The sequence below is a fragment of the Ureibacillus chungkukjangi genome, assembly GCF_003217295.1.
Lineage (GTDB): Bacteria > Bacillota > Bacilli > Bacillales_A > Planococcaceae > Ureibacillus > Ureibacillus chungkukjangi.
The window spans coordinates 210,722-234,467 of sequence record NZ_QJTJ01000003.1; the positions used below are offsets into that span (position 1 = coordinate 210,722).

Annotated in this window: 23 protein-coding genes, 1 rRNA gene and 2 riboswitches; of the genes, 18 read left to right on the forward strand and 6 right to left on the reverse strand. The window is 38.5% G+C overall.

Features of this window, described 5'->3' with window-relative positions; all coding sequences use genetic code 11:
• Nucleotides 1-140: 140 nt before the first annotated feature.
• Nucleotides 141-1,619: an aldehyde dehydrogenase family protein gene (locus BJ095_RS04465; protein WP_107932353.1), complete on the reverse strand. Its 1,479-nt coding sequence runs from the start codon at nt 1,617-1,619 to the stop codon at nt 141-143.
• Between the two features lie 260 nt (nt 1,620-1,879).
• A riboswitch (TPP riboswitch) is annotated at nt 1,880-1,979 on the forward strand.
• Between the two features lie 54 nt (nt 1,980-2,033).
• Nucleotides 2,034-2,133: riboswitch (TPP riboswitch) on the forward strand.
• Between the two features lie 116 nt (nt 2,134-2,249).
• Between BJ095_RS04465 and thiM the strand changes: the two genes are divergently transcribed.
• The 5 genes from thiM (at nt 2,250) to BJ095_RS04490 (ending at nt 5,869) form a co-directional block, all read left to right on the forward strand.
• Nucleotides 2,250-2,990: a hydroxyethylthiazole kinase gene (gene thiM, locus BJ095_RS04470; RefSeq protein WP_107932416.1), complete on the forward strand. Its 741-nt coding sequence runs from the start codon at nt 2,250-2,252 to the stop codon at nt 2,988-2,990.
• Nucleotides 2,987-3,811 (forward strand): bifunctional hydroxymethylpyrimidine kinase/phosphomethylpyrimidine kinase, encoded by an 825-nt coding sequence (thiD, locus tag BJ095_RS04475; RefSeq protein WP_107932355.1) that lies wholly within the window; start codon nt 2,987-2,989, stop codon nt 3,809-3,811. Before thiM ends, thiD begins: the two co-directional genes overlap by 4 nt.
• Nucleotides 3,801-4,430 carry a thiamine phosphate synthase gene (gene thiE, locus BJ095_RS04480; RefSeq protein ID WP_107932357.1) on the forward strand — a complete coding sequence of 210 codons (630 nt, stop codon included), beginning with the start codon at nt 3,801-3,803 and terminating at the stop codon, nt 4,428-4,430. The genes thiD and thiE overlap by 11 nt, the downstream gene beginning before the upstream one ends.
• Nucleotides 4,427-5,188: a 3-oxoacyl-ACP reductase gene (locus tag BJ095_RS04485; RefSeq protein ID WP_107932359.1), complete on the forward strand. Its 762-nt coding sequence runs from the start codon at nt 4,427-4,429 to the stop codon at nt 5,186-5,188. Before thiE ends, BJ095_RS04485 begins: the two co-directional genes overlap by 4 nt.
• 78 nt (nt 5,189-5,266) lie before the next feature.
• Nucleotides 5,267-5,869, forward strand: a complete 603-nt coding sequence (locus BJ095_RS04490) for a hypothetical protein (protein WP_107932361.1) — start codon at nt 5,267-5,269, stop codon at nt 5,867-5,869.
• A 107-nt stretch (nt 5,870-5,976) separates the two neighbouring features.
• Here BJ095_RS04490 and BJ095_RS04495 read toward each other — a convergent pair whose 3' ends face one another.
• Nucleotides 5,977-6,951 carry a S8 family peptidase gene (locus BJ095_RS04495; protein ID WP_107932363.1) on the reverse strand — a complete coding sequence of 325 codons (975 nt, stop codon included), beginning with the start codon at nt 6,949-6,951 and terminating at the stop codon, nt 5,977-5,979.
• Between the two features lie 244 nt (nt 6,952-7,195).
• Here BJ095_RS04495 and BJ095_RS04500 point away from each other — a divergent pair, with 244 nt between their 5' ends.
• A complete protein-coding gene (locus tag BJ095_RS04500; protein WP_107932365.1) occupies nt 7,196-7,450 on the forward strand; it encodes an alpha/beta-type small acid-soluble spore protein in 255 nt (84 codons plus the stop codon).
• Between the two features lie 90 nt (nt 7,451-7,540).
• Here BJ095_RS04500 and BJ095_RS04505 read toward each other — a convergent pair whose 3' ends face one another.
• A complete protein-coding gene (locus BJ095_RS04505; RefSeq protein ID WP_107932367.1) occupies nt 7,541-8,221 on the reverse strand; it encodes a GNAT family N-acetyltransferase in 681 nt (226 codons plus the stop codon).
• A gap of 40 nt (nt 8,222-8,261) precedes the next feature.
• Entirely contained in the window at nt 8,262-9,119 is an 858-nt protein-coding gene (locus BJ095_RS04510) for a carbon-nitrogen hydrolase family protein (protein ID WP_107932369.1), read from the reverse strand.
• 151 nt (nt 9,120-9,270) lie between these two features.
• Here BJ095_RS04510 and BJ095_RS04515 point away from each other — a divergent pair, with 151 nt between their 5' ends.
• The 10 genes from BJ095_RS04515 to BJ095_RS04560 all read left to right on the forward strand — a co-directional run bounded on the left by BJ095_RS04515 (nt 9,271) and on the right by BJ095_RS04560 (nt 20,963).
• Nucleotides 9,271-9,573, forward strand: coding sequence for a 2-keto-3-deoxygluconate kinase (locus tag BJ095_RS04515; protein ID WP_235867569.1), 303 nt, complete (start codon nt 9,271-9,273; stop codon nt 9,571-9,573).
• Nucleotides 9,574-9,644: 71 nt separating this feature from the next.
• On the forward strand, nt 9,645-11,384 hold the full coding sequence (locus BJ095_RS04520; RefSeq protein WP_107932370.1) for an ABC transporter ATP-binding protein: 1,740 nt from the start codon (nt 9,645-9,647) through the stop codon (nt 11,382-11,384).
• Nucleotides 11,377-13,197 (forward strand): ABC transporter ATP-binding protein, encoded by a 1,821-nt coding sequence (locus BJ095_RS04525; RefSeq protein WP_107932372.1) that lies wholly within the window; start codon nt 11,377-11,379, stop codon nt 13,195-13,197. Before BJ095_RS04520 ends, BJ095_RS04525 begins: the two co-directional genes overlap by 8 nt.
• Nucleotides 13,198-13,478: 281 nt before the next feature.
• Entirely contained in the window at nt 13,479-14,192 is a 714-nt protein-coding gene (locus BJ095_RS04530) for an N-acetylmuramoyl-L-alanine amidase (protein ID WP_107932374.1), read from the forward strand.
• A gap of 275 nt (nt 14,193-14,467) precedes the next feature.
• The gene (locus tag BJ095_RS04535) at nt 14,468-15,580 is read left to right on the forward strand and encodes an ABC transporter ATP-binding protein (RefSeq protein WP_107932376.1); all 1,113 of its coding nucleotides are present in this window, start codon (nt 14,468-14,470) and stop codon (nt 15,578-15,580) included.
• A gap of 14 nt (nt 15,581-15,594) precedes the next feature.
• Complete coding sequence (locus BJ095_RS04540) at nt 15,595-16,521, forward strand: carbohydrate ABC transporter permease (protein ID WP_202973770.1); 927 nt, start codon at nt 15,595-15,597, stop codon at nt 16,519-16,521.
• A 2-nt stretch (nt 16,522-16,523) separates the two neighbouring features.
• Nucleotides 16,524-17,333 carry a carbohydrate ABC transporter permease gene (locus tag BJ095_RS04545; protein WP_107932419.1) on the forward strand — a complete coding sequence of 270 codons (810 nt, stop codon included), beginning with the start codon at nt 16,524-16,526 and terminating at the stop codon, nt 17,331-17,333.
• 113 nt (nt 17,334-17,446) lie between these two features.
• Nucleotides 17,447-18,835: an ABC transporter substrate-binding protein gene (locus BJ095_RS04550; protein WP_107932378.1), complete on the forward strand. Its 1,389-nt coding sequence runs from the start codon at nt 17,447-17,449 to the stop codon at nt 18,833-18,835.
• A 148-nt stretch (nt 18,836-18,983) separates the two neighbouring features.
• Nucleotides 18,984-19,823, forward strand: coding sequence for a glycerophosphodiester phosphodiesterase (locus tag BJ095_RS04555; protein WP_146223196.1), 840 nt, complete (start codon nt 18,984-18,986; stop codon nt 19,821-19,823).
• A gap of 84 nt (nt 19,824-19,907) precedes the next feature.
• Entirely contained in the window at nt 19,908-20,963 is a 1,056-nt protein-coding gene (locus BJ095_RS04560; protein ID WP_107932382.1) for an Mrp/NBP35 family ATP-binding protein, read from the forward strand.
• A gap of 47 nt (nt 20,964-21,010) precedes the next feature.
• Here the strand turns inward: BJ095_RS04560 and gerD are convergent, their stop codons facing one another.
• Nucleotides 21,011-21,619, reverse strand: a complete 609-nt coding sequence (gerD, locus tag BJ095_RS04565) for a spore germination lipoprotein GerD (RefSeq protein WP_251398865.1) — start codon at nt 21,617-21,619, stop codon at nt 21,011-21,013.
• A 340-nt stretch (nt 21,620-21,959) separates the two neighbouring features.
• Here gerD and BJ095_RS04570 point away from each other — a divergent pair, with 340 nt between their 5' ends.
• Entirely contained in the window at nt 21,960-22,652 is a 693-nt protein-coding gene (locus BJ095_RS04570) for a KinB-signaling pathway activation protein (protein WP_107932384.1), read from the forward strand.
• A gap of 54 nt (nt 22,653-22,706) precedes the next feature.
• On the opposite strand, the gene BJ095_RS04575 is transcribed toward BJ095_RS04570, so the two are convergent.
• Nucleotides 22,707-23,360 (reverse strand): hypothetical protein, encoded by a 654-nt coding sequence (locus BJ095_RS04575; RefSeq protein ID WP_107932386.1) that lies wholly within the window; start codon nt 23,358-23,360, stop codon nt 22,707-22,709.
• Between the two features lie 295 nt (nt 23,361-23,655).
• Between BJ095_RS04575 and BJ095_RS04580 the strand changes: the two genes are divergently transcribed.
• Nucleotides 23,656-23,746: ribosomal RNA gene (locus BJ095_RS04580) — 16S ribosomal RNA — on the forward strand; the annotation flags it as partial.

Genomic DNA, 23,746 nt, shown 5'->3' on the forward strand with positions numbered 1-23,746 from the left:
ATCTTGAGTTTCAAGGCTCTCAACCATTCTTGGTTGGGGGTCTTTTTTTGCGTGAAAAATAGATAGAAATTAGATTTGCAGCAAAAAAACGAGAAGCTCTATAAAATAGACTTCTCGCTTTAAATATTTATATGGATATTTTATTCTGGAATATACGGTAATTCCTTCATAGCAGGGATATTGATGACATGGGTTTCTGTATATGATTTAATTCCATCTAAACCATATTCACGACCTACACCGGATTGTTTAACACCACCAAATGGGAAGTGAACATCTAATCCTTGTACGGCAGCCGTGTTAATCATTGTTGTACCAGCTTCAATGCGGCGTGCCACTTTAATCGCGTGTTCCTCTTCGCCCCATACTGAGCTTGTTAAACCATAGATGCTTTCGTTGTGTAGATTGATGACTTCTTCTTCGCTATCGTATGGAAGAATTGGAACAGTTGGACCGAATTGTTCTTCTACAACAACGCGATCATGAACATCTGCACCTAAAACAAGTGTTGGTTGTAGGAAGTATCCATTATCCATTAATTCAGGATTTAGAATTGTACCTAAAGGAATGATTTTAGCTCCTTTATTTTTGGCATCCTCCACTAAGCTTTTCACGTAATCTACCTGGTTTTTATTATTTACTGGCCCAACTGTTACTTCTGGGTGGAATGGGTCTCCAACTCTAATCCATTTATTTGCTGCTTCAATGTATTTTTCAACAAACGCATCGTAAATTGAACGGTGAACATAGACGCGTTTCGCAATCATACAAATCTGACCGGCTGATAGGAAGTTAGAGATAACCATGCGTCGTAAAGCACGTTCGTCATTGACATCAAAGTCTTCCAGAACGATAGCTGCATCATTACCGCCAAGCTCCAATGTCATATTTTTAATAGTATCAGATGCTGCTTTCATGATATGTTTTGCTGTATTTGTACCACCTGTAAAGGCAATTTTTGCAATTTTAGGATTCGATGTAAGCTCGATACCAACCTCTGCATCACCGTTTACAAGATTTAATACGCCAGCAGGGAATTCATCTGCTATGATTTCCGTAACAAGGCTTACTGCTAAAGGAGCAAACGGGCTTGGTTTAAGCACCATTGTATTTCCTGTTAATAAAGCAGGTGCAATCTTAATTGTAGATAGAGAAATCGGATAGTTCCAAGGTGTGATGGCTGATACTACTCCGATAGGATCCTGTGCAATAATTGTACGACCGTTTTCGTGTTTTCTTTCTTCAGGTGTAGTTATCTTTTTCACATTTTTAACGGCAAATTCCATCCACATTACTGAAATGGCAATTTCCCCTTGTGCATCATAAAGCGCTTTACCATGCTCGCGAGCTAATAACTCCGAAATTTCTGGCATTTGGTCTTTAATTTTTTGAATCGCACGGTTCATTCTTTCGATACGATCGTCAACATTGCTCCATGCCCAAGTTTTGAAGGCTTCATGGGCTGCATCAATTGCTTGGATAGTTTCTTCTCTTGTATTGTTTGGAGCGTAACCAACAATCTGCTCAGGATGTGTTGGATTTTCACGCGCAATTTTTTTATCTGTTTGTATTTTTTCACCATTAATAATGGCGCTAACTATAATTGGTTCTTTAGACATACAAAACCCTCCTATATTAATAAACTTCGCTTACAACTAAGATAATAATTCTATTAAAATATAGTTTCAAGAAACTTGCTCACACTGTAAAAAAAAGTTTAATAGATAGAGCTTATACTTATTTCTATTTTATAGCAAAAAGTTACAAGTAGAGTTTTTTCAAAATATCTACTCGGGCTTTATATTTACCTTATATAACCCAAAATTTTTCAAGAAAACATAGATTTCTCATTTATTTCATGTAATATAGTAAATAGTTAAATGTTTTGCAGGGGGACACGATTAGTGTTGAGAAGGTAAAACCTGACCCTTAGAACCTGATCCGTTAATACGGGCGTAGGGAGCAACGTACAAATGATTTGTGTGCTTGTATGCTCTCCTTTTTTCAAGGGGGGCTTTTCTTTTGCAAAATTATTTTAATTGCGGGGGGACACGATTAGTGTTGAGAAGGTTAAAACCTGACCCTTAGAACCTGACAGTTAACACTGACGTAGGGAGCAATAATGGGTGTAGTCTACCTTTTTTTGGCCTCTACTTTCACTAGTAGAGGCCTTTTTGCTTCCTGAAAAAGGAGGAGAAGAAGATGTTAGTAAGTATAGAAATTCAAGAGATTTGGGGAGGGGAATTGCCATGTTAACGACTATCCATCAAGCAAAACCGCTTGTTCATTGTATGACCAATTATGTTGTAGCGAATTTTACTGCCAATGGGTTACTTGCTATTGGTGCTTCCCCAGTTATGGCCGATGAGGTAGAGGAAGTAGCGGATATGGTCTCTATAGCAGGTGCTTTGCTTTTAAATATAGGCACCGTAAATACCCGTACGGCCAAAGCCATGCTTGTTGCCGGGAAAAAGGCAAATGAATGTGGAGTACCTGTCGTATTAGATCCTGTAGGAGTTGGCGCAACACCTTACCGTAAAAGTGTGGTTATGGAAATCCTCGATCAAGTAAAAATCAATGTGCTTCGCTGTAACGAAGGGGAGCTTGCTTCAATTTATGGCGTGTCTTGGGATTCTCGCGGAGTGGATAGTGGCGAAGGTGATATGGATACAATCGAGGCTGCTAAAGAGGTGGCAAGGAAATATCAATGCATCGTTGTAGTGACAGGTGAAGTGGATTTTATTACAGACGGGCAAGAGGTAACGCATGTGCATGGCGGAAATATTTTGGCAACCCGAGTAACTGGCACAGGCTGCTTGTTAAGTGCGATTTGTGCAGCAGTTTTAGCAGCGAGTAAACAACCGATGCTAGAGTTGGCCACTACACTAAAACAATATAAACAAGCAAGTGAGCAAAGCGGAGAAGAGCTGGGAGCATTCCAGATTAATTTCATAAATGCACTTCAAAAAATGGCGGAGGGACATCAATGATTGCCTTAACAATAGCTGGTTCAGATTCTGGTGGCGGTGCGGGGATTCAGGCGGATATTAAAACGTTTCAGGAGCTTGAGGTATTTGGCACAACAGCAATTACGGCATTAACCGCCCAAAATACACTTGGTGTGTATGATGTCCTTGATGTAACCCCTGCATTTTTGAAGCAACAATTAGATGCAGTTTTAGCCGACTTTAATGTGAAAGCCATTAAAACAGGAATGCTATTTTCTGCTGAACTGATTGAGGTAGTTGCCAAAATTGTGGGTAAATATAAAAATATCCCCCTTGTTGTTGATCCGGTCATGATCGCTAAAGGGGGAGAGAGTTTATTGCAGGAACAGGCAGTTGAGGCTTTAAGAACTAAGCTGCTTCCTTTAACGCTTATTTGTACACCGAATATTCCAGAAGCAGAGGTCCTGACTGGAATGACTATTCATAACGAAAAAGATATTGAGCAAGCAGCGAGAAAAATTCTAGGTATGGGTGTGCAGTATGTGGTGATGAAAGGCGGTCATTTGGACGGGGAATTTTCAACAGACACAGTTTATTGGACCGATGGTTACTTCACCATGAAGACGCCGCGTGTAGATACGAAGGACACACATGGCACAGGCTGTACATTTTCAGCAGCCATTACAGCGCAATTGGCAAAAGGATTATCGATTGAAGATGCCATTATTGAAGCGAAAAAATTTATACATTTAGCGATTTCTAATCCGTTATCCATTGGCCATGGACATGGACATGGCCCTACTAATCATTTTGCTTACAAGCGTACACTTGGAAATTGTGAGGTAATAGTCTATGAATCCTGATGTTTTGAATGTGTATTTTATCATGGGAACGGTAAATTGCGTGGAGCCACCGCTAGATACTCTTGAACAGGCTCTGCAGGCAGGAATTACTTGCTTCCAATTCCGGGAAAAGGGAGAAGGGTGCTTAAACGGTGAAGCTTATGAGACGTTTGCACGTAACTGTCAAAAGCTATGTAAGGATTATGGAGTGCCGTTTATCGTTAATGATGACGTCGAGCTTGCATTAAAGCTTGATGCAGATGGGATTCATGTCGGACAGGATGATTTGGCAATCACAGAATTCCGGGCACGGGCGGAAAATAAAATCATAGGTGTCTCTGTACATAACGAACAAGAGATGGAACTTGCTGTTCGAAGTGGTGCAGATTATGTGGGAATCGGTCCTATCTATCCAACGAAATCGAAGAAAGATGCAAAGCCCCCTGCTGGACTGGGATTTTTGAAGAAGGTAAGAAGTCAGTATCCATCATTTCCGATTGTTGCGATTGGTGGGATCAACGAAATGAATGCCTCAGAAGTACGATTAGCGGGTGCTGATGGGATATCTGTCATTTCCGTAATTTGTGAAAGTTCAAATGTAGAGGGAACAATACAAAAACTTAGGGGGGCGCGGGGATGAAGCTACATGAACAGACAGTGCTAATAACAGGGGCAAGCAGAGGTGTGGGAGAAGAGCTTGTGAGAGCATTTGCTAATGAAGGGGCAAATGTCATTGTTAACTATTATAAGAGTAAGGAAAAAGCGCAAGCCTTAGCAAAAGAGCTTGGGGATAGAGTTATTGCTTTGCAAGCCGATATACGGAACAAACAGGAAGTAATCCAAATGGTGGAAGCGGCAAAGCAGTATTTTCAAAAACCAGTTACGACGGTTGTTAATAATGCACTGATTGATTTTGAATTTAACCCACTTACACAAAAAAATGCCTTCGAACTAAGCTGGGCTGACTACAATAAGCAATTTGAAGGAACAATTCAAGGGGCACTTAATAGTATTCAAGTTTGTTTAAATGATATGAGAGAGCTAGGCTTTGGGCGGGTAGTTAATATTGGGACGAATCTTTTTCAAAATCCTGTGGTAGCCTACCATGAATATACTACAGCTAAAGCGGCATTACTTGGCTTTACTCGAAATATGGCAAAAGAGTTAGGCCCTTATGGAATTACGGTAAATATGATGTCTGGTGGTCTTTTAAAGCAAACAGATGCAAGTAAAGTCACAACAGCGGAAGTCTTTCAAATTATCGAATCCTCTACGCCCTTGCAAAAGGTGACAACACCCAAGGAATTAGCAGAGGTCGCCTTATTTTTTGCTTCTCCATGGGGACGAGCAATCACCGGTCAGAATCTCGTTGTAGATGGTGGCCTGGTGATGGATTAAAAAATCCAACAATAACTGAAACATTTTCTCCCCTCTTTGCGTATGGAAATACAGAATATGTAAATGAGGAGGCGTTAGATGGGTTCTTTAGATAAAGTAGAGCTTGCAAAAAGGGATTTGAAAAAAAAGCATCCAATAGAAAACTTTTTATTAAAACATCAAAATAAACTAATGATAGCTGCAGGCATATATATTTTACTTTTCTTTGTTATGGCATTTATAAATCAAATAATTGGATTACTTATATTCGGACCTATTTTACTATTGGTTGTCATAATAGGCTTTATTCTAAATCTTATTATTTTTTATAGTAAGGTAGATACTTTGCGAGAGTTTATCTTCTCAAAAAAATTATTTCATATAATTTTTATTTCTTCCATGATAGTGCTGGCACTATACTTAGGAAGGGAACAAATTTATGATCTCCCCAATTATGTGAAAAATAATTTTGAAGTTTATGTTGGTAGCCCAACTGAAATTGAAATTCGTTACGGTGATAAGGGGAAAGCTAGATATAGTACTACTCACTTTATCCTTCAAAATGGAGAAGATGTTTTTTATCGAGGAAAAATTGAAGACCTGGATCCAACACATGAATACGAAATAGAGTATTTACCAAATAGCAAGGAAATCACCGAGATAAATAATCTAACAACGGGTGAAAAGTGGAGGCATCGTTAAATGTAATGTCTTTGGCTTGTTTACCTATCAAGACTTTAAACAAATCTAGAGCACATCTCTTAGGAAATGTGCTCTAGTAATTGTGCATCTATTGGATTTTCAACACTTTAAACTTTAGCCACAGTCATTAGCTCCTGAATTTTTTCAACTAAATTCAGAACGAGGAATCCATTCCCTTCAGAGCTTTTACGATTTCCTAATGGTAAAGTACGTTTAATAAGCTGGGCATAAATCTCTACCTCACTAAGAGATCGACCAAACTCCTTCTCACTCAAAATAATCAGTAGTGCTACAGCTCCTGCAATATGAGGCGTAGCCATGGATGTGCCTGATAGAGAAGCATATTTGTTTCCTAAGTAAGTAGACATAACTTCTACTCCAGGAGCCACCAAATCGATCTCTTCGTTGGTATTTGTAAATGGAGCAAGTGCCAAATTATTATCTACAGCCCCAACTTGAATGACTTCATTATATTTTCCAGGATAAGCATATTCAAAAGTGTCTTCACTATTATCGCCTTCGTTTCCAGCCGCGACAACAACAGAGATATCTTGGCTAACTGCCTTTTGGATGGCTTCATGCATTTCTGGTACATCCTCAGGACCGCCAAGAGACATAGAGATGACACGTACTCGTTCTTGCTCGGGTCCTCGCCACTCGATTGCATAGTTAATGGCGTTGATAATCCAATCATAATTACCTGCACCTTCTCCAGTTAATGCTTTTAAGCTTAGAATTTTGGCTTTAGGAGCAACTCCTACAACACCTTCATTATCTAAACTAGCGGCAATCGTGCCAGATACATGAGTACCATGCCCATTATTATCTTCAAATATATTAGGGTCTCCGTCATAATCGGAAGTAAAATTTCGTCCATCGATGATTTGATCTTTGAGGTCGGGATGATCCGTGTCAATACCAGTATCAATTACTGCAATTACAATGCCTTCACCTTGATTGCTATCTTCCCAAATCGAAGCTGCTTCAACTAAATCTACCCCTTTTGGTATTTCGTTTGTGTTTTCTACAACCGACTCAACAGTGAAAGGAATTAATTTGACCTGTAATGGATTTTGAATCATTCTTCATCCGCTCCTTCTATTCAATTGGGAAGTTACTATAAAGTAATTAACTCCCTTGTTTATATAGGTTCAACAAATTATTCTCCATTCCTTCTGCAAAACAAAAGATAAGACTTTCGAACTCGTAAGCTTTAATAGTTGGGTTTTTTCTACTACAGGAGCTTTGTGCAGATGGTTTTGTTTGCTTACATAAACATGCTTAAGCGGATTTTGGGACATGATATAAACAAAGGAGGGAATAATTATGGCGCGAAAAAATAAAATACTTGTACCAGAAGCTCGTCAAGGACTAGATCAGTTGAAGGCAAAGGTAGCCGGCACTGCTGATCCAGAACAAGCTAAATACGAAATTGCACAAGAAGTAGGTGTCCCCTTAAAAGAAGGATATAATGGCAAGCTAACTTCTGAACAAGCAGGTAAAGTTGGCGGACGACTTGGCGGGAATATGGTAAAAGAGCTTGTAAGAATGGCTCAAGAAAATTTAAATAAAAATCAATAAAGAAAAAATCTCTCGCCATTTTTGGTGAGAGATTTTATTTGAATTCTAACCCGGGAAATAAAATGCTAAAATAATTTCCTGAAATGATAGTTAAAATGATGGTAATCCATTTTTAAATGGATTCTTCCATTCCATTAAAGTACCGTAATTTAAGGATTCCTCATCCTCCAAGTAATTTTCCACCACTGCTATTGGCAGACGTCCACATTTCAATAAGAATGAAATGACAGGGTCATATAATTCTCCACTAACTATTTTGTCTATATATTCCTGAGCTGAGAGCTGATGAGCGTTTTTGTGGTAACCTGGCATTCTACCACCGCCAAGCAAACGATCTAATCCCTTTTCGATCACAACATGGTACATTGCCTGCATCATGATTTTGCCTAGACCTAAAGAACGAAAGGCAGGTCGAACACTTATATCTACGATGTAGAGCGTATTACCGTTTGGATTATGATTTGTAATATAGCCGCCAGCTGTTGCTTCTTCCCATGTATGGTTTGGATGTGCTGGGTCAAATAGTGTACAAACGCCCGTTAAGGAGCTGACAACGTTCCCATCGATTTCAATACACAAGGCACCTTCAGGAAACAATGTAACATGATTGGTTAATTGCTCTTTATTCCACCACAGCTCAGAGGGGAAGGGTGGAGGAAAGCATTCCCTTTGAATATCGATTAATTCATCGAAATCTTTTTCTGTATAATTTCGCACCACAATTCGTACAGGTTCCCCATTATCAAATAATATTTGTTCACTTCGATACAAAGGTTTCACCTCGCTTTCTATCGTTTATCCGTTCTAGCTTTTATGACCAATCTGTATAAAGGTCAGTGCGGCGATCTCTCCAAGTTGTAACAGAGCCCTTTTCGCGAACCTTTTCTAGTAGCTCGATATCAAGATCGGCCGTTACGAGCATATCGTTGTTTATTTCTCCTTCAGCTAAAAGGCCTTTTGGAGGGAATGGCACATCGTTTGGTGTAATGATTGCTGCTTGACCGAAGTTTGCGCGCATGAAGTCAACAGTTGGTAGGGCACCGACTGTTCCAGTTAACACGACATATACTTGGTTTTCGATAGCGCGGGCATGGCTTGTATATCGAACGCGATGGAAGCCGTGACGGTCATCTGTACATGATGGACAGAAAATCACATCTGCTCCCTTAGCTTTTGCCATACGGACAATTTCCGGGAACTCGATATCATAGCAAGTCAAAATGGCAATGGTCCCTTTTTCTGTTTCAAAAACCTCTAAGCCCTCCCCGGCAGACATATTCCATTCATGAACTTCCGTAGGTGTGATATGTAGCTTTGCTTGTGTACCGACACGCCCATCCGGATAGAATAAATGCGCTGTATTACGAAGCTTCCCATCTACATTTACAACATGTGTACCCGCAATAATATGGACATTATACTTTTCGGCAAGTTCAGTAAATAATTCGAGGTACTGGTCGGTAAAGGCTGGAAGATCATCAATAGTTAAGGATTTACCACCTTCTCCTTTAATAGAAAGCAATTGCGTTGTAAAAAACTCCGGGAATAATATAAATTCCGTTTCAAATTCTAAAGCAGCCTTGATATAGTGCTCACTTTGATGGGCAAAATCTTCAAAGGATTCGATTGTATGGAGATGATATTGAACAGCAGAAACTCGTAATTTCATAGACAACCCCTCTTTTATTTGTATTTGATAGCTCTATTATAGAAAATTTTATCCCCAATGTATGCTAATACGCATTCGAAAAATCATCCGAGAAGGATATTGTAATTGTGTATACTTATGTATACAATTGTATACAAGAGGTGGTTTTTTTATGATAAACGAAGAGAATAATGAGAACCGTGAAGAGCGAAAAGCTAGAAGGGAGCATCATGGTCGACATGGTAGAGGTCATCATGGCGCTAAAACGTTTAGACGCGGTAGAGCATTGGCGTTTTATGAAATATTAATCGTAAAGCGAGATACCTTAAAGCAACAATTAGACTCTCCCGAATTGCAATCCATTCAACAGGTGATTGCAGGTGAGTTAAAGGCAACAGAAGCAATTATGAATGATTTCAAAGCGGCCTTTGAATTAGATGAGATTTCTCATGTGGATGCCAAGAAGGAAGATTAAAAGGCTTCTGAATTACTGACATTAAATCAAAATCTACTAAAAGAGTCATAGTGAAAGAGAGAAGGTACTACATGCAAGCAGTATTATCCTTGAAAAAATATTTAAAGCCATATATGGTCTTTGCAATCATTGCCCCTGTAATGATGCTGTTGGAGGTTGCGATGGATTTGGTGCAGCCTACAATCATGCAGCATATTATCGATAATGGGATTGCAAAAGGTGATACAGCCTATGTTTTCCAAATGTTTGGACTCATGATTTTATGTGCTGTTATCGGCTTAATCGGTGGGGTAGGCTGCTCCATATATGCTTCTAAGACAGCGATTAACTTTTCGGCAGATATTCGGCAGGATCTATATGAAACGATTACTTATTTTTCTAATAGTAACAAAGACCGTTTCACACTTGGAAAACTAATCACAAACATTACGAGTGATGTCGAAATGCTACAAAGAGCATTAACCATGCTTTTAAAAATGTTTATAAGAGGGCCATTTACTTTTATTGGAGCAATCGTCATTGTATTTTTAACAGCCAGAGAGCTATTTCCGATTTTACTAGTGGTTGTTCCCATTCTGGCCTTTGCTATTTTCTTTTTTACAAGACTGTCAGGAAAGCTATTCTTAAAGGTTCAAGAAGCAGTGGATGGGGTAAATATCCGAGTGCAAGAGAATCTGGCTGGTATTCGTGTCATTAAGGCATATAACCGAAAGCATCACCAAATTCAGCAATTTACATCGGTAAATGAAAACCTGATGAAACGCAACATCCACGCCGATCAAATTATCGGTATTTTAATGCCCTTAACAGCCTTTGTGGTTAATATGGGGATTATTGCAGCTCTTTGGATGGGCGCTATTAAAGTAGAGAATAGCACGATTGAAGTAGGGGTTATTTTAGCTTTCATAAACTATCTGATGATGATTATGGGCGGACTAATGGGCTCCTCCTCCGTACTAATGCAGATTGCTCGTGCAATTCCAAGTGCGAAACGTATTGTGGCAGTGCTTGAGGAGCAATCTGAAATAACGAATCTAGAGAATCCTGTGCTTACACCTATTAAAGGGGAAGTAGAATTTGACCAGGTTAGCTTCGCCTATAACAAAAACAACGAGCCGGTTCTAAAGAATATCACCTTTAAGGCAAAACCAGGGGAGACAATCGGGATTATTGGAATGACGGGGAGTGGAAAGTCATCTATTATCAATTTGATTCCGCGAATGTTTGACGTAGATAAAGGTGTTATTAGAATAGATGGCCTGCCTATTAAGGAATATGACCTGTCAATGCTTCGAGGGGCTATTGGCTTTACTCCTCAAAAAGCAACCTTATTTTCGAGAACAATCGAAGAGAATGTTAGATATGGGAATAACGAAGCAACGATGGAGGAATTTATAGAAGCCTTAGAAGCCTCCTGTGCCTTTGAATTCGTGGAAAAGCTCGATACCAAAGAACAATATAGAGTTACCCAAGGTGCTACGAATCTCTCGGGCGGGCAAAAGCAACGTCTTGCAATGGCTAGAGCCTTGATACGGAAGCCTGCTATTTTAATTTTAGATGATACAACCTCTGCAGTAGATAGTATCTCAGAGAAAAGAATTCAAAAAGCGATTGAAGAAAACTTCCGTGAAAGCACAAAATTCATCGTCTCTTCTAAAATTTCCTCGCTTCGCCATGCCGACAAGATCTTAGTATTGGATGATGGCGTCATTGTTGGGCAAGGGACTCATGAAGAACTGCTTGAAAAGAATAAAGCCTATCAAGAAATTGTATCGACACAATTGGTTAGAGGAGGGACTTTACATGAATAAACCGCCTGGAAGACCGGCTGGACCTCCTCCAATCGGCAGACATCCTGGACCAAGATTTAACGGTCCAGCAGAAAAAGCAAAAGATCAAAAAGCGACCTTGAAAAGAATCTGGACGTACTTAAATAAACAAAGAATAGGTTTAATCAGCTCTATTTTCTTTGTAGTCGTATCCACTCTTTTAAGTTTAGTTGGACCATTAATGATCGGGATGATAATCGATAACTATATATTAAAATTCGACCTTAATGGTGCAATTCGAATGGTATTAGTTCTTGCAGGAATTTATATTATATCTGCTGTATTTACCTGGTTGCAGACCTTTATGATGATACGGGTCTCGCAAAAAACGATTCGAGAACTTCGTCAAGATTTGTTTGAGAAGTTTCAATCCCTACCGATTTCCATTTTTGATAAGCGTCAACAGGGCGATTTAATGAGCCGAATGACAAATGATATTGAAAATTTAAATGCTGCTGTCTCACAAAGTGTGATTCAAATCGTATCAACGGTATTATCTGTAGTCGGTACGGGAATCGCAATGTCCTATTTAAATTGGATTTTAGCGATTGTTACATTGCTGGTCATTCCTATTATTATTGGGTCGACAAAGCAAATTATTAAGCGTAGTAGTAAAAACTTCTCTCAAAGACAAAGAGATTTAGGAAGCTTAAATGGGTTTATCGAGGAAACGATTTCGAATTCCCATATCACTACTTTATTTGGTAAAGAAGAGCAGGCTGTTGCTCAATTCAAAGAGGCAAATGAGAAGCTGCGCACGTCTGCTCTAAAGGCAGATATTACTTCTGGGTTCCTTGGCCCTATTAATAACTTTATTAATAACCTAGGGATTGGTTTAGTTATTGGTGTTGGGGCATTGCTTGCAATAGGTAGTCTGGGGGTAAGTGTAGGGGTCATTGCATCCTTTGTTACGTACACAAGACAATTTTTCCGTCCAATCAACCAATTATCAAATCTATTCAACACATTCCAATCGGCTATTGCCGGGGCCGAGCGTGTATTTGAAATATTAGATGAACAAAATGAAGTAGCAGATGTACCGAATGCGATAAGTAAAGATCGATATGATGGGGATGTGGAGTTCCGTAATGTAGAGTTCTTCTATCAACCCCAAAAATCAGTGCTTCACAACATTTCATTCCGGGCAAAGGCTGGGGAAACCATTGCCCTCGTTGGTCCTACCGGTTCCGGGAAAACATCTATTATTCAGCTGCTTAACCGTTTTTATGATGCAAAACGTGGAGGAATAATGATAGATGGTAATGATATTAAGGCATATCAAATGGAGAATTTGCGAGATCATATCGGCGTAGTTTTGCAGGATACGTATTTGTTTTCCGGGACTGTTAGGGAAAACATTCGCTATGGGAAGCTAAATGCTACCAATGAAGAGGTGGAAAGAGCTGCGAAAATTGCCTATGCCCACAATTTTATAAAATACTTACCACAAGGCTATGATACAATGCTTGTTTCTGGAGGGATGAATTTAAGTCAGGGGCAACGTCAGCTTATAGCCATAGCGCGGGCGATTTTAGAAGGTCCAGATATTCTAATCCTAGATGAAGCAACCTCGAGTGTTGATACGATGACAGAGGTACACATTCAAAAAGGGTTAAACAATTTAATGCAAGGTCGTACTAGCTTTGTAATCGCACATCGATTAAAAACGATTGAAAATGCCGACCAAATACTCGTTATAAAAGATGGCGAAATTTTAGAGCAAGGAAATCATGATAGCTTAATGATGAGTAATGGTTTGTATGCTTCGCTCCAAAATCAATTGCAGGTGCAGTAGAAGTTAAGGTGGATTTTGTGAATTTTGGCATATACTCACAAAAGAGGCAACTTTAACAGTAGACGGCTTTATAAAATTTTCACGAAATTTAGCCTTTAATATTATTAAAATAATCCCATGATAAGTAAATATTTAGGACATGCTAAACATAAGTTGTTAAGCGTGTCCTTTTTAATATTTTTCATACCTAAAACACTTTTTGGAAATAAGAAAGTTCACGCATACTCGTCCTAATTTTTGCGTATAGTAGTGAAAAAGGTTGCAAAAGGTGGTGTAAGAGCTTGAAAAGATGGATTGCACTAGGTGTTATATTGTTAGGGTGTTTGTGCCTTGTTGTTTATGAGACAAGCGCATCGGATCGAAGTTTCTTTTTACCTGAACCATTAGGTGGCGTTAAGATTGTTATTGATGCTGGTCATGGTGGAGTTGATGGTGGGGCTTCGTCTGGAGAAATAATTGAAAAAAATGTTACCTTAGCAATTGCACAAAAGGTAGAAAAACAATTAAAGCGTTTAGGTGCTGAGGTTGTTATGACGCGCTCGACAGATGGAGATGTATTAGATGAGCATGCACCAAGCGAGGAATTCTCTACTTTAAGAGAAAGAAAAAAGGAAGATATCTTCCTACGTTCAAATCTTGTTAGCAAAAATGAACCAGATATTTTCTTGACGATTCATGCTAATGCTATTCCAGAAGAAAAATGGAGAGGTGCACAAGTCTTCTATCATAAGGATGGGCATCAGAATAGTGAGCTTTTAGCAAAATCGATTCAGTCAACAATCAAAGAATCATTGCAAAATACAGAACGCGAAGCACTAGCCATTAAACAAATATATCTTCTAAAGAAAGCAGCTGTACCTGCTGTACTAGTTGAAACGGGCTTCCTAAGTAATCCAGAAGAACGTGATCTACTAGCAAGCCAAGAGTACCAAGAGAAGATGGCGGCTGCCATCGTTACCGGCATCGAGAGCTACGTAAACCTAGAATTCGAATAAAAAAATGTGATTATTATGTATGATAACCAATGCAAATTGCCAGAACCAATCTGCAAAGAAAATACATAATGATACGTTTAAACCCACTCACAAATCGTGAGTGGGTTTTTAAATTGTGTGAGAATTGTTTGTGTACCAGGTACACAAACAATTCTCTTTTAATTAAATGTAAATATTATTAACAGCATGATAATAAGTGTAAAAACCTTCCAAATTCATCGTTTTGTCCAATTAGATGTGGTTGAATAGATGTAGTTCATGAAGGAGGTTATTGTATGGGTTACATCGAACTGATGGGCATTTCAAAATCCTATAACAAGCAAAGTAACGTGTTAAACGGAATTGATTTAACAATTGAAAAAGGTGAGTTTTTTGTACTGGTCGGTCCTTCTGGTTCAGGGAAAAGCACGCTGCTTCGAATGATTGCAGGACTTGAAGAAATTTCAGGAGGTACTTTAAAAATTAGTGGGGAAATTGTAAACCATCTTCCTCCGAAGAACCGCAATCTATCGATGGTCTTTCAAAACTATGCATTATATCCACACTTATCCGTTGAGCAAAATATATTATTTGGTCTGCATGCTAAAAAAATTGATAAAGAAATACAAAGGAAGAGGCTAGAAGAGACGGCTGAGATGATGGGGTTAAGTGAACTTCTAAAACGCAAGCCGAGAGAGTTGTCTGGTGGACAAAGACAGCGTGTGGCCCTAGCTCGCGCGGTTGTTAGTGAAGCGCCACTTTGTTTAATGGACGAGCCATTATCAAATTTAGACGCCAAGCTACGTGCGAATATGCGAATTGAAATTCGTCGCCTCCAAAAAAGATTAGGACTAACGATGGTCTATGTAACACATGACCAAGTGGAAGCCATGACAATGGGAGATCGCATTATGGTGCTAAATGACGGCATTATACAACAGGTTGGCGAACCAATCGAGCTTTATAATAAGCCAGCCAATTTATTTGTGGCTACCTTCATCGGCTCACCAAAAATGAATTTGGGAAAAGCGGTTTTGAAGGATTCAAAGCTATTAATAGAAAATGCATTAGAGGTCCCGTTAGAACAAATGGAGGTGCCAACGAGCTTACAAAATCGGGATTTAGTAATTGGCCTCCGTGCAGAGCATATGCCACATGGTTCTGAGCAGCACCAAATTCAAAAAGTTGAAATCGTAAATGTCGAGCATTTAGGAAATGAAACATTGATCTCTTTTGAAGTGGGGACAGAGCTATGGACAGCAAAATGGCTTGGACAATGGTTAGTGCAAGTAGGTGACATAGTGCCTATACATATCTCCGTAGAAAACATGTGCTTCTTCGATGCTGACACAGGCTGCTTAATTCAAGAAGCGGCATTTAGTCAAAAGCAAGAGGTTGTGAGCAAATGAGTATGACGAAACCGATGCCCGATGCACTTGAAATTCAGGAGATTAATTTTGAAAGCGTGAAAAGGAAACAAAGGGTGAAGAGCTTTACAAAGGGCATGCTTTTCCTTTTACCATCCATTGTTTTGTTTGGCGTATTTTTATTCTATCCCTTATTTAAAACGATGTACCTAAGCTTTTTCTTAACTAATGCAAGAGGTGAAACAACAGTCTTTGTCGGCCTACAAAATTATATCGAAATGTTCACCTCTCCCATATTCCACCAGAGTATGAAATCGACGTTTTTATTTGTTCTCTATACTGTTCCAACAACGATTATTATTGCTCTTTTATTGGCAGTATTAGCGAACGAAAAGCTAAAAGGAATTGGCTTTTTTAGAACAATTTTTTCATCAACCATGGGGATTTCAGTAGCTGCCGCTTCCGTATTTTGGCTCTATATGTTCCATCCTTCTATCGGCTTTTTAAATAGAATTCTAAATTTAATAGGACTCGAATCCATCGGTTGGTTAACAGATCCTAATTGGGCTTTAATAGCAGTTGCCGTTACAACAATCTGGATGAATCTAGGATTTACCTTTTTAGTCCTGCTAGGCGGTCTGCAATCCATTGATTCCTATTTATATGAAAGTGCAGATATTGATGGAGCGGGCTATTTTTATAAGCTAAGACGAATCACGATTCCAATGCTTTCGCCAACACTATTTTTTGTTATTACAGTAACTATTATTAATGCATTTCAAACGTTTGGACAAATCGATATCCTAACACAGGGTGGTCCTCAAAACACAACGAATCTAATTGTTTACTCGATTTATCGAGAAGCCTTTTCAAACTATCAATTTGGAACTGCGAGTGCCCAGGCAATTGTCTTATTCATCATCATATTAGTAATGACGATTATTCAATTTAAACTTGGTGAAAGGAAGGTTCATTATCAATGACCATGCCAATCAGCAAAAAAATTCTATTTTATTTTCTACTTTCCATCGCAGCACTTGTCGTATTCGCACCAGCATTAATGGCATTTGTCATGAGCTTTATGGAGAACAAGGATATTATGACGGGGACCATCCCCCAATCCCTATCCTTTGATAATTATTTAAAGGCATTTGAGCAATTTCCGTTATTAAAATATTTATTTAATAGTTTAGTAGTCTCGATTGTCATAACAATCGGTCAATTGGTTCTGTCGAGTTTGGCTGCTTATGCCTTTGTGTTCTTGGAATTCAAGGGGAGAGATATGCTGTTCTTTCTATTTATAGCAACAATGATGGTTCCCTTTGAAGCATCGATTATTCCCAATTTCCATATCATTCGAGATTTGAACTGGATTGATCAGTATCCAGGGTTAACCGTGCCGTTTTTCGCTACAGCATTTGGCACATTCCTACTTCGCCAGAACTTTAAGCAAATACCGAAAGAGTTAAGGGAAGCGAGTCAAATTGTTGGGATGGGAGACTTTAAATTCTATTTAAAGGTTGTTTTACCCGTTGCCAAAACAAGTTTAGTAACACTTGGCGCATATGGGTTCCTAACCTCATGGAATATGTATCTATGGCCATTACTTTCAACTACAAATGACACTGTGAGAACAGTACAAATTGGCTTAAAGCAATTACAAACCCAGGAGCAGTTAAATGACTGGGGTGTCATTATGTCAGGTGCCATTATCGTTATTATTCCGACACTAATCTTATTGTTCCTTGGTCAAAAACAATTACAAAAGGGTTTAACAGAAGGGGCAATTAAGTAAAGCTCAATCAGCTATTGTCTTAGTCAAAGCAACACTAGAAACTGGTTTATCCCTTTTGAAAATCAAAAGGATAAATAGATAGATTATTAAATGAACCAAAAAGGAGTAGGAAAATGAAAAAACAATTTTTACTATCATCTTTAATGGTGCTACTTGTTGTATTTTTGGCAGCATGTAGTTCAAGCGAAAGTTCAGAAACAGAAGCAGAGGCAGAAGCAAGCACAGGTTCGGGTAATGAATCAGAAACAACAGATAACTCAGAGTCAAAAGCAAAACAAGTCGTAACATTCTGGCACTCAATGGGCGGTGCAGGTCAAGAAGCATTAAATGCGATTGTTGAATCATACAATAGCTCTCAAGATGAAATTCAAGTAAATGCAGAGTATCAAGGTACTTATGACGAATCTTTAACAAAATTTAATGCCGTTGCTGGTAGTGATAGTGCACCAACAATGATTCAAACATTTGAAATTGGAACAAAAGCAATGATCAATAGCGGACAAATCGCACCGATTCAAGAATTTATCGATGCAGATGGATACGATATGAGTGGACTAGAAGAAAATATTACGAATTACTATTCGTTGGATGGTACGTTTTATTCAATGCCATTTAACTCTTCAACTCCTGTAATGTATTACAACAAAGATGCTTTTGAAGCAGCAGGACTGGATCCGGAAGCTGCACCAGAAACATTTGAAGAAATTATCGAAGCTAATAAAGCAATTGCAAAGGCGAACCCGAAAATGAAAGGCTTCGCATTACAGGCTTATGGCTGGTTATGGGAGCAATTACTAGCGAACCAAGGCGCACTACTTTTAAACAATGACAATGGTCGTTCAGAAACACCTACTGAAATTGGTTGGTCAGAAGAAGAAGGAAAATCAATCTTCAACTGGGTGAAACAAATGGTCGATGACGAAACTTTTGCAAACTATGGTACAAATGGAGATAACATGGTTGCAGGATTCTTAGCAGGTGATGTAGCGATGTTCTTACAATCTTCTGCTAGTTCAAGAGATGTTATTGATAATGCACCATTTGAAGTAGGTATTGCTTATTTACCACATCCTGAAGAAAAAGAGCGTCAAGGTGTTGTTATCGGTGGTGCAAGTCTTTGGATGATTGATAGTAAACCTGAAGAAGAGAAAAAGGCGGCATGGGAATTCATGAAGTTCCTACAAACTCCAGAAGTACAAGCTCAGTGGCATGTTGGAACTGGTTATTTTGCTATCAACCCATCAGCCTATGGTGAACAGGTTGTAGTAGATGCTTACGCAGAAAAACCACAATTACAAGTAACGGTGGATCAATTACAGGATACAAAATCTTCATTTGCTACTCAGGGTGCATTAATGGACATGCTACCAGAAGGTCGTAAAATCATGGAGACTGCACTTGAAACAGTCTACAATGGTGGAGATGTCGATGAGGCCTATAATACGGCGGTTGAACAATTTAATGCAGCAATCCAAAAAGCTAATGCTGCACGCGGTGAATAATTAAACCTTAAGAATAAAGCGAGTTTTTCTCGTTTTATTCTTTTTCAATATGTAAAATTAAAATGTACAAACAAAGTAAAATCACAGCTATACATACATAGAATAAACAAATGAAAAAAAGGAGTGTAATTCACGAGTGAGAAAGACAATGAGAATATTTTTATATGCACTATTAATCGTGTTACTCCTTTGCCTCTTTGGCTTTCTTGGTAAGGGGAAACCAGAAGCCGAAGAAGCACCAGTACCTGGAGTTGTAGCCTCTCCTAAAATATTTGCCCATCGCGGGGCGGCTAATCAGTTTAATGAAAATACGATTAAGAGCTATAAAATTGCGAGCATGGAAGACGTTGATGCACTTGAAATCGACCTGCGTATGACAAAGGATAATGTGTTAATTGCCATGCATGACGAAACTATTGATCGTACGACAAATGGGACGGGAAGGGTAAGTGAGCTAACTCTTAGGGACATAAAATCCTACGTCACTTTAGGATTATATAACGGAGAAATAACAATGGAGGAAATCCCGACACTAGAGGAAGTGTTTCAAACCTTTGGTAGTACGCAAAATTATTACATTGAAACTCGTCTTGTCTATGGAGAAACTGTTATGGAAGAAGTGCTCGTTAAAATGCTAGCCAATCATCAATTATTGGATAAAGAAAAAGTGGCTATCCAATCCTTCTCAGAGGAAAGCTTAGAAAAAATGGCAGAGCTTGCGCCAGATTTACGCTTAACATTATTATTTAGAGAGGGCGAATTTGATTTAACAAAAGCGTTAGATGTCGATTTCCCAGTAATCGGAATGGAATCAACAGATGCTACCCTTGATGCGGTAAATGCATTGCACCGAAAGGGAAAAGAGGTGCATGTATTTTTTAATAATCCAGAGACACTGGAAGAACAGCAGGAAAAAATGAAACAGTTCAATATTGATGGATACTTTACTGATAACATCTCCTACACAAAGCGTTTGTTGGGCAAGTAGTTATAGTGGAGAACAAGCTAAATAAGTAGTAGAATTACACTATGTTATACTAACATTAGAAACAAAAATAGGGGAGTGTTTCAAGTGATAAACGAACAACAGGTCCGTGAAGTTTTAGGACAATTACAAGATCCTTTTTTACATAGAACGTTTGCTGAAACAAATGGCATCATAAACGTATCCATTAAAGAAGAAAAAAATCATGTCAGTGTAAAAGTAGCAATAGCAAAAACAAATACACCAGAACAAATGCAGCTGCAAATGAAAATTGTTGACACCCTAAAAGAAGCTGGTGCTAGCACTGTAGGGATTCGTTTTGAGGAGCTATCTCCTGAAAACCTAGAACAATTCCGAGGTAAAGCGACTGAATCAGAGGTACATGATTTACTATCTCCATTATCTTCAGTTCAATTTTTAGCAATTGCTTCAGGTAAAGGCGGCGTAGGGAAGTCAACGGTTTCAGTAAACTTAGCTGTAGCTTTAAGCCGACTAGGTAAAAAAGTTGGACTAATTGATGCCGATATCTATGGATTCAGTGTTCCAGATATGATGGGAATCCAAGATATGCCTGTTGTGAAGGATGACCGAATTTACCCTGTTGAACGTAAAGGCGTAAAGGTTATTTCAATGGGCTTCTTTGTGGAAAATAATGCGCCGATCGTTTGGCGTGGACCGATGCTTGGAAAAGTATTGGATCAATTCTTCCGCGATGTAGAATGGGGAGATCTTGATTACCTACTATTAGACTTACCGCCTGGAACAGGGGACGTAGCATTAGATATCCACCAAATGCTTCCTTCTTCTAAAGAAATCATTGTCACAACACCACATCCAACTGCTGCCTTCGTTGCGGCTCGTGCGGGTGCTATGGCATTACAAACAAACCATGATATTCTTGGGGTTGTGGAGAATATGGCTTGGTATGAATCTAAATCCGGAGAGCGTGAATACGTGTTTGGCCAAGGTGGCGGACCGAAGCTTGCTGATGAGTTACGTACAGAATTATTAGGTCAAATTCCACTTGGACAACCTGATTGGACAAATGAAGATTTTGCACCGTCTGTTTATGAAGAAAATCATCCGGCTGGTAAAATTTATTTAGAGGCAGCTCAAAAAATTATCGATAAATTAGCTAAATAAGCATATTAAAACGGATTGTACCTTAAGAGGATACAATCCGTTTTCCTTTATGAACCGCCGCCACCCGACTCTTCTTCTTCAGAGCCGCCGCTGCCTCCACTTTCGCCACCACCAGATTCACCGCCACCTTCTTCAGATTTTCCGCCTGAAGTAGCTTCGCCGCTTTCCTTAATAAGCTGTTGCCATTTCGTTTGTAAAAGAGGGTTTTCGATCGTCTGCATAACAACCTCCTCCATTTGCTTACGAAGAGGGGTGCTTTTTAAGACTGTTTCGAGCTCTTTTTGCATTTCAGACTGACCGAAGAAAGAAATAAGATCTTCCTGGTACGTTGCATCTTTTATTAATTCTTTCATGATTTCTTTTTGCTGTTCCTTCATACTTTTAGCTATATTCTCTTGGAATGACGGATCTTCAAATTGTTTATTCCAAAATTCTTTAGAATCCTCAGAAAGTAACGTTGTATTAATTGCTGATTGCACTTCATCGTGCTCCAGAACAATTAGATCACGGAAGCTTGGATCTTGCAGTAATTGACGAATTGCTTTTTTACCATCTTCCGTCTGAATTGAGTCCATCATGATTTTTTTAACTTCCTCGTAGGAAAGCGTCTGGTTGGCTGGTTCAGAACAACTGGCAAGCAAAAGAACGACGAACAATAAGGGAAATAAACGTTTAATCAATTTTCTCAGTCCTTTCTTAAAGGCTCTCTCTTTCAATTATTGTTCACAATCACTTCGCATAATATGTATCGGATTGTGACTTCGATAGCTTTTTTCAGAATGCATTGTTAAAATGAAAAATGGAGCTTTAAAAATATTGCAGTTTTAAATCGATTGGGTAGTACATCAATGGTGTTTCTCCTTGTCTGATAAATAAAGTACAAATGCTTTAGGATATCCTCGGCTTGCATGGATGTGTTTGGCTCCCAGTTATTTACTATGTGGGAATAGATCCTTTATATGGATCAAAGTATTTATAAATGGAGGACGTTTAGTCGTGACAATACGAAATTGGGTCAAATTTTTCTTAATGTGTATGCTAATAGGCGGTGTTGTTACTGGTATTGCTGGAATCTTTGTGCGTTGGAGCTTCTTTCAACCATATCTAGCAGCTGGGCATTTTGGTGAATTTTTTGCTGCCTTTGGATGGATGATATTATTAGGATGTACGATGAGTGTTATTGCTCAAGCGGGATTCTTTGCTTATTTAACACTGCATCAAGTAGGTGTAGGTATCTTTAAAACCTTGACTTTATGGAACTGGGTACAAATGCTGCTAGTTGTCATTCTTCTTGTGGATTTAGTTGTATTCCGTTTTGCTCCAAGTGCTGACGGTGCGAAGGATTGGTTATTTTATATTGGCTTATTAATGTTCTTGATTTTTGCAGCTATTGCTACAGCAATTAAAAAAGTACAACTAACAGGAAAAAAACATGTACTAGTGTCCGCAATCTTCTTCATGATTGTAATAACTTCTCTTGAGTGGATAATTGCATTAATGGGTCGTCAAGGTAATATCGATACATACGTTGCTTTATTATTGTTCCCGTTGGTTGCAGTTAATGCATATCAATTATTGTTATTGCCGAAATATAATTCAAAATCAGATGAAGATCGCAAAAAATTGGAAGAACGTAGAAAAGAACGTAAGCTTGAAAAGAAAGCAAAATCAACGAATGCTAAGGCATAAGAAAGAGGCTAAAACCATAATTTTAATGGTTTTAGCCTTTTCTATTTTTTGTCCTTATTTTGGAATTTTTTTCGTCTTAATAGTATATCCAAAAACATTTTCTTCTATTGAAACGAATTTTTCGCTTTCGATTAACTTTGAATACTCTTCAAAATTAGGTTTACTGTTTTCGTGTAGCTTAAGTGAGTAAATACCACCGTCAGATTTTTTATATGTTTCTTTAGAGTAAATCATGGATGGAGACAGTAAATTAATTTCTTGATTAAATACAGTTTGTTGTAGGTTTGTTTCAAATTCATAATCTGAAGTCATAAACCAAAGAGGTTTGTTATTGAAATGTTTTTCATAAATCTGTAAGTCTTTGTTAAAATCATCGAGGCTATAGTTATTTTTCGCCCCCTTACCACCTAGAAGTCCAGTTGGGATGTTCTGTTTTTTTATTTGCGCCACTATTTTAGGTGAACGGGCAATCCAATCTGCATCAAGCATTAATAATGGATAAGGCTGTTTTAATGTTTGTAGCCATTCCTCTAGACCATCGTGAGAAAAAGAAATTTCTACAATTAAAGATTGTCCATAATTTCCTTTTGAAATTATTAGTGGTTCATCAGTAATGCGAAACACAGATATAATTGAATCGCGCTGTGGGTATACGAATAATGTTACAATCACCACTAATACTACTGTTACCAAAAGTTTGCGAACCATGAATCTACCCCTTTTATTAGCTAATTTTAAAAATGAAAAATAGAGTCTCATAAAAAACTTATGAAATAGTGTTGACTTTAATGAATAAAACGGTGTATTATAGAAAAGTCGTCACAAGATGACACGACAATGTAACGAAATGAACCTTGAAAACTGAACAACAAAACGTTAATGAACATAGTTTCTTCTATTAATTTAGAGAAACAAAATTTTGGACATCAAAATTGATGCCAGCAGATGTTTGTCGGACATTTATAATGTCCGGTACAAAATTTGAGCTAATCAAATTTTCTCTTTTATGGAGAGTTTGATCCTGGCTCAGGACGAACGCTGGCGGCGTGCCTAATACATGCAAGTCGAGCGGACTTTAGAAAAGCTTGCTTTTC